At 33.5% G+C, this 10144-nt stretch carries 8 protein-coding genes, 2 tRNA genes, 1 pseudogene and 1 other annotated feature; all 11 genes and pseudogenes read left to right on the plus strand.

Annotation, left to right across the window (positions count from 1 at the left end):
* The first annotated feature begins 80 nt into the window (after nucleotides 1-80).
* Nucleotides 81-154 (plus strand) — tRNA-Arg (locus RWZ86_RS07515).
* A gap of 4 nt (nucleotides 155-158) precedes the next feature.
* Nucleotides 159-232, plus strand: a tRNA-Pro gene (locus RWZ86_RS07520).
* A 78-nt stretch (nucleotides 233-310) separates the two neighbouring features.
* Complete coding sequence (locus RWZ86_RS07525; protein WP_314681043.1) at nucleotides 311-1177, plus strand: ROK family protein; 867 nt, start codon at nucleotides 311-313, stop codon at nucleotides 1175-1177.
* Between the two features lie 747 nt (nucleotides 1178-1924).
* On the plus strand, nucleotides 1925-2467 hold the full coding sequence (locus RWZ86_RS07530; RefSeq protein ID WP_314249928.1) for an XRE family transcriptional regulator: 543 nt from the start codon (nucleotides 1925-1927) through the stop codon (nucleotides 2465-2467).
* 22 nt (nucleotides 2468-2489) lie between these two features.
* Entirely contained in the window at nucleotides 2490-3599 is a 1110-nt protein-coding gene (locus RWZ86_RS07535; protein WP_314681048.1) for an ABC transporter ATP-binding protein, read from the plus strand.
* Nucleotides 3592-4401 carry an ABC transporter permease gene (locus RWZ86_RS07540; protein ID WP_314681050.1) on the plus strand — a complete coding sequence of 270 codons (810 nt, stop codon included), beginning with the start codon at nucleotides 3592-3594 and terminating at the stop codon, nucleotides 4399-4401. Before RWZ86_RS07535 ends, RWZ86_RS07540 begins: the two co-directional genes overlap by 8 nt.
* Entirely contained in the window at nucleotides 4401-5237 is an 837-nt protein-coding gene (locus RWZ86_RS07545) for an ABC transporter permease (RefSeq protein ID WP_314681055.1), read from the plus strand. Before RWZ86_RS07540 ends, RWZ86_RS07545 begins: the two co-directional genes overlap by 1 nt.
* Nucleotides 5234-6304, plus strand: coding sequence for an ABC transporter substrate-binding protein (locus RWZ86_RS07550; protein WP_314681057.1), 1071 nt, complete (start codon nucleotides 5234-5236; stop codon nucleotides 6302-6304). Before RWZ86_RS07545 ends, RWZ86_RS07550 begins: the two co-directional genes overlap by 4 nt.
* A 652-nt stretch (nucleotides 6305-6956) precedes the next feature.
* Nucleotides 6957-7167, plus strand: a binding site (T-box leader).
* Nucleotides 7168-7228: 61 nt separating this feature from the next.
* A complete protein-coding gene (gene argS / locus RWZ86_RS07555; RefSeq protein ID WP_314681060.1) occupies nucleotides 7229-8920 on the plus strand; it encodes an arginine--tRNA ligase in 1692 nt (563 codons plus the stop codon).
* 287 nt (nucleotides 8921-9207) lie between these two features.
* Nucleotides 9208-9738, plus strand: coding sequence for a hypothetical protein (locus tag RWZ86_RS07560; protein ID WP_314681062.1), 531 nt, complete (start codon nucleotides 9208-9210; stop codon nucleotides 9736-9738).
* Nucleotides 9739-9939: 201 nt separating this feature from the next.
* A pseudogene (locus RWZ86_RS07565) lies at nucleotides 9940-10144 on the plus strand (IS1182 family transposase); the annotation flags it as partial.

Consider the following 10144-nt stretch of genomic DNA (forward strand, 5'->3'; position numbering starts at 1 on the left):
AGAGTACTTGACTACGAATCAAGCGGTTACAGGTTCGACTCCTGTTGGGTGCATTTTTTCTATATACAAGTGAATAACTAGCACCCATAGCTCAATTGGATAGAGTACTTGACTACGAATCAAGCGGTTACAGGTTCGACTCCTGTTGGGTGCATTATCGGGAATTAGCTCAGCTTGGTAGAGCACTTGGTTTGGGACCAAGGGGTCGTAGGTTCGAATCCTGTATTCCCGATTCATTGGCAAGTAAGTGCTAGCTTACTTGTCTTTTTTTGTATATAATACAATTATCAATATATTGGAGGAATTTTATATGGTATTAGGTAGTATCGAAGCTGGTGGTACAAAGTTTGTTTGTGCGATTGGAAATCATGATATGGAAGTTTTAGAAAGAATTTCAATTCCAACAACAACTCCAGAAGAAACTTTACCGAAAGTTTTTGAATTTTTTAAAAAATATGAGCAAGAATTAGAAGCTGTTGGTGTAGGTGCATTTGGTCCAATCGATAGTAATAAAAAATCTGCTACATTTGGATATATTACTTCTACTCCAAAATTAGCATGGCAAAATTATGATTTCATTGGTGAATTAAAACGTCATTTAAATGTTCCAATTAATTGGACTACAGATGTGAATGCAGCAGCTTATGGTGAATACTATTTTGGTCATGGCAAAGATTTAGAAAGTTTAGTGTATTATACATTTGGAACCGGTGTTGGTGGTGGTGCAATTCAACGTGGTGAATTTGTAGGTGGGATGAACTTCCCAGAAATGGGCCATATGATTGTTAAACGTCATCCAGAAGATAATGCTAAATGTGTTTGTCCTTTCCATTCTGACTGTTTAGAAGGTTTAGCAGCTGGACCTGCTTTACAAGAAAAAGCTGGTCGTCCTGCATTTGAATTAGAGCCTACTGATCCGATTTGGGATATTGAAGCTTACTATGCTGCTCAATGTATTTATAATACAACATTAATTTTAGCGCCTGAAGTGATTGTTTTAGGTGGAGGAGTTATGCAACAAACTCATTTATTGAAAAAAGTGAAACAAGAATTCGAAAAATTAATGAATGGTTATGTTGGATATCCTTCTGTGGATGAGTATATACAAACTCCGGCTTTAGGGAATAATGCAGCAACAATCGGATGCTTAGCAATGGCGAAGGCTCTTTTAAAATAATAGTATAGAAATTGACTTCTTATATTGTAGCAATGGACGGCAGCAAACCTTCGGTTTCATGCCTAAAAATCGAGCCTTGGTCTCGATTTTTCCAGTAATATAAGCCAAAGTGGCTTATATTACTAATACTACTGTAAGAAGTCGTTTCTATTTGGATGGAAGTAATTAGGGTACATTAATAATAATTGACTTCTCTGAATGTAGCATAATGGCCGCTAACAGCTTCGCAAATGCGAATCTCATAGTTACGCTGTAAGAAGTCGTTTCTATTTGAACGGAACTAATATGAAAGTACGTTAATAATATTGACTTTTTAATAGTGGCATGGGACGCTAGCAAACCTGCGGTTTCATGGCTAAAATTCGAGCCTAAGGTCTCAAATTTCCCTTTAATATAAGCCATACTTGGCTTATATTAATAGTGCTACTATGAAAAGGTCATTTCTTTTTGGACGGAAGTAATGAGAGTACGTTAATAAGTCTGACTTCTTATATTGTAGCAATGGACGGTAGCAATCCTGTGGTTTCATGCCTAAAAATCGAGCCTTGGTCTCGAATTTTCCAATAGAATGATTTGCATCCGCAAATTATTCTATCAATGTTATTTTTATATATTTCGTATGAACTCTATACATTGTATAGAGTTCTTTTTTTATTTTTTGAGATTTATTTGTTGACTATTACTAAACTTAGAGTATAATGAGTCATAGTGTTATTAAACTTTTAGTTTAAAGAATGGAGGGATAAGATGGAAATAGGGAGTCATTTGAAAGCTCTACGGGTTCAAAAAGGACTAACCCAAGAAGAATTAGCCGAGAGGACGGATTTATCTAAAGGATATATTTCCCAATTAGAAAATGATCTTAGTTCGCCATCGATGGACACATTTTTTGATATTTTAGAAGTATTAGGATGTGCACCAAAGGATTTCTTTGAAGATGGACCAGAAGAAGCTTTAACCGTTTATGGGCCTGAAGATATGACCGTGATGGAGGATCCAAAGCATAAAACGATAGTGACTTGGTTAAATCCAGATTCGAATGAACATGAAATGGAACCTGTAATATTAGAGTTTAAACCTCAAGGGGAATACAAAGTGTTCCAACCATCATTATCCGAAACTTTTGGATATGTTCTAGAAGGTAAAGTACAAGTAAAAGTAGGAAAACAAATAGAAGTTGTCTCAAAAGGAGAATCTTTTTATTTTGAAGCTTCTGCTAAACATCAAATTAAAAATGCTGGCAATGAAATAAGTAAGGTGTTAATTGTCGCAACAAATTCTTATTTATAAAAAGGAAGGATTGGTACGAAACATGTCCAACAATGCAATTATTACATTTGAAAATGTTACAAAATCTTATGATGATACTCAAGTATTAAAAAATATTAACTTTGAAATTGAAAAAGGAAAATTCTATACATTATTAGGACCTTCAGGATGTGGTAAAACTACAATTCTTCGTATTATTGCTGGATTTACAGATGCATCAACAGGAACTGTTACGTTAAATGGAGAAGATGTGACTGATTTACCGCCAAATAAACGTAAAGTAAATACTGTATTTCAAGACTACGCATTATTTCCTCATATGAATGTGTTTGAAAATATCGCATTCGGGTTACGTTTGAAAAAATTACCGGAAGATGTAATTAAACAAAAAGTTTCTGAAGCCTTAAAATTAGTTCAATTATCAGGCTATGAAAAACGTGAAATTGTCCAAATGTCTGGAGGACAACAACAACGTGTAGCGATTGCTCGTGCCTTAGTGAATGAACCAGAAGTTCTATTATTAGATGAACCATTATCTGCGCTAGACTTAAAATTAAGAACAGATATGCAGTATGAATTGCGTGAATTACAACAACGTTTAGGCATTACATTTATTTTCGTAACTCATGACCAAGAAGAAGCGTTAGCAATGAGTGATGAAATCTTCGTATTAAATGGTGGAGAGATTATTCAATCTGGTACTCCTGTTGATATTTATGATGAACCAATTAACCGTTTCGTTGCGGACTTTATTGGTGAAAGTAATATTGTTGCCGGTGTGATGAAAGAAGATTACTTAGTAGAATTTGTTGGAAAAGAATTTGAATGTGCCGATGCTGGTATGCGTCCAAATGAAAAAGTTGAAATCGTTATTCGTCCAGAAGATTTATCTCTTACAAGTGTAGATAAAGGAAAATTAGTGGTTGAAGTGGATACTCAATTATTCCGTGGCGTTCACTATGAAATTATTTGTTATGACGAAAATAAAAATGAGTGGATGATTCACTCAACGAAGAAAGCAGAAGTTGGCTCTAAAGTTGGTTTATATTTCGAACCACAAGATATTCACGTAATGCGTTTTGGAGAAAGTGAAGAAGAATTTGATGCCCGTCTAGAAAGCTACGAGGAAGTGGAGGACGATAGCAATGACTAAAAATTCTCGTATGTTCTTTTCTATTCCATATCTTTTATGGTTGGCATTGTTTGTAGTGACTCCATTGGCGATGATTTTTTATAAATCATTTTTCAATATTAATAATCAATTAACACTTGGAAATTATACGAATTATTTTACTTCTGGTAATTATTTAGAAATGACATTTAACTCAGTATGGTATGCCTTTTTAGTTACATTAGTGACTTTAGTTGTAAGTTATCCAACAGCTTACTTTTTAAGTAAAACAAAACATAAAAATTTATGGTTATTATTAATCATCTTACCAACTTGGGTGAATTTATTATTAAAAGCTTATGCGTTTATTGGTATTTTTAGCCAAACAGGTACAGTAAATCAATTCTTATCATTATTTGGAATTGCTCCAAAAGAATTTTTATTTACTGATTTTAGCTTCTTAACAGTTGCTGCTTATATTGAATTACCATTTATGATTTTACCGATTTTTAATGCAGTACAAGAATTACCAAGTTCATTAATTGCAGCAAGCCGTGACCTTGGTGCTACTCCTTGGCAAACTTTAAAAAATGTCGTGATTCCATTAACGATGAGTGGTGTAAGAAGTGGTGTTCAAGCAGTATTTATTCCATCACTATCACTATTCATGTTAACTCGTTTAATTGGAGGAAATCGTGTGATTACATTAGGGACTGCCGTAGAGCAACATTTCTTAGTAACACAAAACTGGGGAATGGGTTCAACCATTGGAGTTGTCTTAATTGTGGCGATGATTGTCTTAATGTTTGCAACACGTGATCGTAGAAAAGGAGGAGAAGCATAATGAAATTAGAGAAAAATCATTGGTTATCAAATGCTTATTTAGTATTTGTATTTGCCGTACTATATGCTCCAATTTTCTATTTGATTTATTATTCATTCAACAGTGGTGGAGGAATGAATGATTTCCAATCTTTTACTTTAGAACATTATCAAGCAGTTCTTGGAGATACAAGATTAATTGGAATTGTGATTGATACTTTAATTTTAGCGTTATTATCAGCGTTATGTGCAACGATTATTGGTACACTTGGTGCGATTATGATTGACTTTATTCATTCGAATAAAAGAAAACAATTTGTTCTTGGAATGAATAATATTTTATTAGTTTCACCAGACGTTATTATTGGGGCAAGTTTATTAATTTTATTTACATTTATTGGATTTAAATTAGGATTTTGGTCAGTACTACTTTCTCATATTGCTTTTAATATTCCGATTGTCGTATTAATGGTTTTACCAAAATTAACAGAAATGAATCGTTCGATGATTACAGCAGCACGAGATTTAGGGGCAACAAGTTCTCAAGTGTTAACACGTATTATTTTGCCATCGATTACACCTGGAATTTTAAGTGGATTCTTTATGGCATTTACGTATTCTTTAGATGATTTTGCGGTCACTTTCTTCGTAACAGGAAATGGTTTCTCAACGATTGCGGTTGAAATTTACTCAAGAGCTCGTCAAGGAATCAGTTTACAAATTAATGCTTTAAGTACATTAATGTTCTTATTCTCATTAATTTTAGTCATTGGATATTATTTCATTCAACAATACCAAGCAAAACGATTAAATCAGAAAAATGTTGAAAATGATTTAGCGAAGGGGGTAGTACGATGAAGCGATTAATAATGTTTATTGGTGCAGTTTTAGTCGCAAGTTTAGGATTATTTCTATTTAGAAAAAATTTTGAAACAGCCATTGCTGGTAGCCCAGATACTATTATTGTGTATAATTGGGGGGATTATATTGACCCTAGTTTGCTTACTCAGTTTGAAGAAGAGACAGGTTATAAAGTAATCTATGAAACATTTGATTCAAATGAAGCAATGTATACAAAAATCAAACAAGGTGGAACGAATTATGATGTAGCAATTCCAAGTGAATATGCGATTCATAAAATGTTAAAAGAAGATTTATTAGTGCCATTAGATTATTCTAAAATTGAAGGAATGGAACATTTAGATGAGAAATTCTTAAATAAAAGTTTTGATCCAAACAACCGTTACAGTATTCCTTACTTCTGGGGAACTTTAGGCATTATTTACAACACTAAAAATATTGCTGAAGGCGAAATTACGAAATGGTCTGATTTATGGAAAGAGGACTACAAAGATTCTATTTTATTTATTGATGGTGCTAGAGAAATGATGGGAATTGCGCTTCAAACGCAAGGGTATTCTTTGAATGAAAAGGATCCTGAAGTTGTAAAAGAAGCGGGTAAATTCTTGAAAACTTTAATGCCAAATGCGAAAGCAATTATTGCGGATGAGATGAAAACGTATATGGCGCAAGAGGAAGCTTCGATTGGAGTATCGTTCTCTGGAGAAGCTGCGAAAATGATGGAGAAAAATGAAGATTTAGCGTATGTTTTACCGGAAGAAGGAACGAACTTATGGTTTGATAATATTGTGATTCCGAAAACTGCTAAAAATTATGATGGTGCGTATCGTTTTATTTCGTTTTTATTGAGACCGGATGTGGCTGCTAAAAATGCGGAATATGTTGGGTACTCAACTCCAAATAAGGATGCGTTAGATTTATTGCCGGAAGAGGTAACGAGTAATGAGACTTTTTATCCTTCGGATGAGCAGATGGAAAATATGGAAGTTTATGAGAATTTAGGTTCTGAGTTATTAGGATTGTATAATGACTTGTTCTTGGAGGCTAAGATTTTCCGCAACTAAAATGTTCGTAATAGACTTTGCGTGATAGTAATAAAGGACGGCAGCAAACCTTTGGTTTCATGCCTAAAAATTGAGCCTAAGGTCTCAATTTTCCCTGTGATATAATCAGCAACCGCTGATTATATCACTAATATTACTATGCAAAGTCTTTTCTTTTTGGAACGATATTTATGAGGGTACGTTTATGAGATTGACTTTGCGTGATAGTTGCATTAGGACGCAAGCAGCCAGCTATGGCTGTCTCATTGTTCGTGCTACTATGCAAAGTCTTTTCTTATTGAATGGTTATTTATGAGAGTGCGTTTATGAGTTAGACTTTGCTTTATAGTAATAGGGGACAGCAGCAAACAGCTTTGCTGTTTCATGCCTAAAAATTGAGCCTAGGGTCTCAATTTTTCCTGTGATATAATCAGCAATTACTGATTATATCACTAATATTACTATGCAAAGTCTTTTCTTTTTGGACGGTTATTTATGAGGGGACGTTTATGATTTAGACTTTGCGTGATAGTAGTTTTAGGATGGTAGCAAACCTTTTGGTTCATGCTTTATATTACTAAGCAAGGTCTTTTTCTTTTATTTGCTTTATAAAGTTTATTATAAAATTACTAGACAAATTTTCTGTCGCTTGTTATAATCGTCCTATAAACAATAAACATTTATGAAGAAGAGAGTAGTTTACGGACATCTGTTTTAGCGAGCTGGGGTGGTGGAAGCCAGTCGTGATGAAGTAAATGAACCGCACTTTGGAAATGATTATTCGAAGGTAGTAGGGTAATCCGGTCGCTTACCGTTAAAAAAGTTTAAAGTGGTTTAAGATTTTAAACAATAAGAGTGGTACCACGGGTTATCTCGTCTCTAGTTAAGGTTGCTTGATTAGGGGCTTTTTTATTTATCATTCATACAAAAAGAAGGAGTGTCAAAATGGATTACAAAAAAATAGTCGCAGAACAAATTCATAAAACAATTAGCGAACATTTATCGTTTGAAGAAATTTATAAAATGATTGAAGTTCCAAAATATGCAGAACAAGGAGACTTAGCTTTCCCAGCATTCTCATTAGCAAAAGTATTACGTAAAGCACCTCAAGCAATTGCTCAAGAAATCGTTGAAGCAGTTGCAGATGAACATATTAGTCAAGCAGTAGCAATGGGACCTTACGCAAACTTCTTCCTTTCAAAAGGTAAATTTGCAGATGAAACATTACACACTGTTTTAGAACAAAGAGAAGACTATGGTAACTTTGACTTTGGTCAAGGACGCAATGTTGTAGTTGACATGTCTAGTCCAAATATTGCAAAACCTATGTCAATGGGTCACTTACGTTCAACAGTTATTGGGAATGCCATCGTTAATTTAGAGAAAAAAGTTGGTTATAACCCAATTAAAGTGAATCACTTAGGAGACTGGGGAACACAATTCGGTAAATTAATCGTTGCTTATAAGAAATGGGGAACAAAAGAAGCCGTTGAAAAAGAACCAATCGCAGAATTATTACGTTTATACGTTAAATTCCATGATGAAGCAGAAAACGATAGTGCCTTAGAAGATGAAGGACGTGCATGGTTCAAAAAATTAGAAGATGGCGATGCTGAAGCAGAAGAACTATGGAATTGGTTCAAATCTGAATCATTAAAAGAATTCAACCGTATTTACGATGTATTAGGAATTACATTTGATTCTTATAATGGTGAAGCTTTCTATAATGATAAAATGGATCCAATTGTAGAATATTTAGAAAAAAATGGAATTACTACAATCGACCGTGGGGCAACTGTTGTTCACTTAGATAAATATGATTTACCACCTGCATTAATCAAAAAATCAGATGGTGCAACATTATATATGACTCGTGACCTAGCAGCAGCACATTACCGTAAAGAAACTTATGATTTCGCTAAAAACATTTATGTTGTAGGGAATGAACAAGCACACCACTTCAAACAATTAAAAGCTGTTTTAAATGAAATGGGTCGTGATTGGCAAGAAAATATGATTCATATTGGTTTCGGTTTAATTACTTTAGGTGGTAAAAAATTATCAACACGTAAAGGTAAAATTGTCTTATTAGAAGAAGTATTAAGCGAAGCTGTAGAATTAGCTTTAAAACAAATTGAAGCTAAAAATCCAAACTTACCTAACAAAGAAGAAGTTGCAAAACAAGTTGGGGTAGGTGCAGTAATCTTCCACGATTTGAAAAACGATCGTACAAATAGTTTCGACTTTAACTTAGAAGAAGTTGTTCAATTTGAAGGAGAAACTGGACCTTATGTTCAATATACTCGTGCACGTGCGATGAGTATTTTAAGAAAAGCAGGAGTTTCAGTTGATTTATCTCAAGCATTAGAATTAGAAGATGAGTATGCATGGGAAGTATTAAAACAAATTGAAAATTATCCAAATATTGTGAAATATGCAGAAAGCAAATATGAACCTTCTGTTATTTCTAAATATGTAGTTTCTCTAGCGCAAGCCTTCAATAAATATTATGCAAACAGCCGTATCTTACAAGAAGATGAAGGACTAAATGCTCGTTTAGCATTAGTGGAAGCAACAGCTGTAATCTTAAAACAAGGTCTTGCAATTTTAGGAGTAGAATCTCCAGATGAAATGTAATGGTTTGAATCTTCAAATCATTTAATAAAGCCATCCTATCTCTCACTTGTTTACCTGGCAAGTGAGAGTTTTTGTTTTGATTTCTCTATTGAAAATCAGCAAGAGTATTGATAAAATTTAATTGAGAATTTATTCACAATTGAATTTTTTCTAATCAAAACAATTGATGGGAGGAGGAAAGTTTGTTGAATAGTATAATATAGGGGATGTAATAAGGGTTAGGAGAGATATTGTAAGGGAATAAAATTCTCGTGACATGAAATTTATGAATGTAAAGGAGTAATGTTATGGGGCTTTCATTTGGACCAAATTATACATGGACGGATCATTTTGCTCAAAGAGCACAGGAACGTTTTGAAGTCAGTATTGAGCAACTTCCAAAATGGGTAAGTAGACAACTTGGAAGTTTAGTAGAGTATAATAAAAATGAAGAACAGCGTCCGGAAGAGAAAAAATATGTTTCGCAAATAGGAGTTGTTTTTGTTTGTAATACAATTGAACAAAAATTCTTAACTTGCTACGAAGCGAATGATTTAGTACCAGAAGGAAAAAATACTACCATTCATGAAAATAATTTGGCATTATTTTCTGAAGAAGTAGCACACATTGCTAAAAAGTATCGTCATAAAGATGCTAAGGAGATGCTAATGAGTATTGAAGAACATCTAGATAACTTTCATCAATTTTCTCATAAAATATTATCAGGTAGATTAACTGAGAGGAATTATGAGTTAATTGGAAAATTAATTGATGAATATCATGTCATCCGTGCAGCAATGAAAATTATTGAAACAAGACAAGGAGATTTTAAAGGTTAGTTTAGATAGATGTGACATTTTTTCTTACTAAACTAGTTCTTGATGAAACGAGACTGGGCAAAAAGTCTCAAAAATAGAAGAAAGCACTATAAAATTCTGAAACAGGATTTTATAGTGCTTTTTAGTCTTATAAATTAAACATAGGAGTCTACCTCTGTTATAATAAGTTTGAACGAAATAAAATAAGAAAGGGTGACTCCTATGTACAAAAATTATACCACACCAACAGATACTTTAGAACTAAATTTTACATTAACCGTCCCTAAAAACCACATTGCTCAACTCATTAATCAGTTTGTAGATTCTATTCCAGATTCTATTATCTTTCCTAATACAACATCAAAAATAGGGAGACCTGCTCATCATCCTCGTATGTTATTAAAAATGATTCTCTTCGCTTATACTC

Source organism: uncultured Granulicatella sp., from assembly GCF_963545075.1.
Classification (GTDB): domain Bacteria; phylum Bacillota; class Bacilli; order Lactobacillales; family Aerococcaceae; genus Granulicatella.